A 1,363-nucleotide genomic window follows, 5' to 3' on the forward strand; every position below is an offset into this window, starting at 1 on the left:
GACTAAAATTGGTAGGGTATTTTTAATCAAGGGAATTAAGACATCATCCCAGTCTGCTTCTGTTTTTTCTGCATATTTGCTGAGAGAATAAGCAATTACCTGGGTAAATAACTGATTGATTAAATAAGTAGTTACAACAATAATTCCTGCTGTTAATAATCTGTGAATTAAAGGTAAATGTTCTAATAAGTTTAAACTGTAAGTTAATACTTTTAGAGCAATTAGTACAAAAAGTATCAGTAGAGGAGTTTGCAAAATATTTATAGTTAAAATACCTATTTCATTGCTTGAACGGCGAAAGAAAGACTTTAGAACCGAGAATACTAACAGATATAAAAAGAATCCTAAAACTATTGCAATCCCTAAAATTCCTCCCTGTTCGAGCCAAGGGAGTGAGTATATAGCTGAAGAGTTTGATGTTTGTAAAAGTGTCAACATAGTCTAAATTCATTCCTCTTCTTTTTTGAAGTTTCAACTTTACCGAATAATTAGGGCTTGCTGATTAAATCTAAAAGCATTGACAGATAAAGATAAGTGCCTTTTTAGGTCTGGAAAAAGTACAAGCTTTTAGGTCGAAAAGGTTCAAAAAGTTAGCATAAAAGGCTGACTAGGAAAGAAAAATTAAGGGAGAATTTTTCCGACGACCTCCTCTAAATTCCCATTTATCCTGTACAGGCAATTCGCGTTTGCGCAGCATTCCGGAGGAAATCGCCCCTACGACTCCTGACTCCTACCCCTACTCAAAGACTTTTTCAGCAAACCCTAATTATTAATTATTCAGCTTTATTAGCCTCCCCTTTCTCTTGGAAAAAAAGTTCTAGGATATTTCCTTATATTCAATTCCCTCACGGTTTTAACCAGAAGTAATTATCCATTATTAATTATCAATTATCCATTGGTAAATTAGCGTTGTAAATTTCGTGGATCTAGAGCATCTCGCAACCCATCTCCTAATAAATTAAAAGCTAATACAGTTAGAATAATTAATAATGCTGGAGGCCATACTAACCAAGGTTGTAACACTAAAATAGAAGCATTCGTGGCCAAAGATAACATATTTCCCCAGGAGGGGTCTGGTTGTTGAATACCTAAACCAATCAAACTTAAAACTGATTCTGAGATAATAAAACTAGGAATAGCTAAAGTTGCCGAAATAATTACATAAGTTGCTGTTTGGGGTAATACATGACGCACAATAATATAAAAAGAATTTGCCCCCATCGCCCTTACCGCTTGCACAAATTCTCGTTCTTTGATAGATAATACTTGTCCCCGAATGACCCTGGTTTAACCAGTGCCCAAAGATTTCTCTTAATTGTAGTTATTACTTCATTTATTAGTTGGGCAGGGTTAGCTAGGGTCA

2 pseudogenes are annotated in these 1,363 nt (G+C 34.8%); both read right to left on the bottom strand.

The features are described 5' to 3' along the window. Positions 1-255: pseudogene (locus F6K13_RS33400) on the bottom strand (mechanosensitive ion channel family protein); the annotation flags it as partial. A gap of 648 nt (positions 256-903) precedes the next feature. Continuing rightward, positions 904-1,284: pseudogene (locus tag F6K13_RS33405) on the bottom strand (ABC transporter permease); the annotation flags it as partial. Positions 1,285-1,363 lie beyond the last annotated feature (79 nt).

The organism is Okeania sp. SIO2B9, assembly GCF_010672505.1.
Taxonomy (GTDB): domain Bacteria; phylum Cyanobacteriota; class Cyanobacteriia; order Cyanobacteriales; family Microcoleaceae; genus Okeania; species Okeania hirsuta.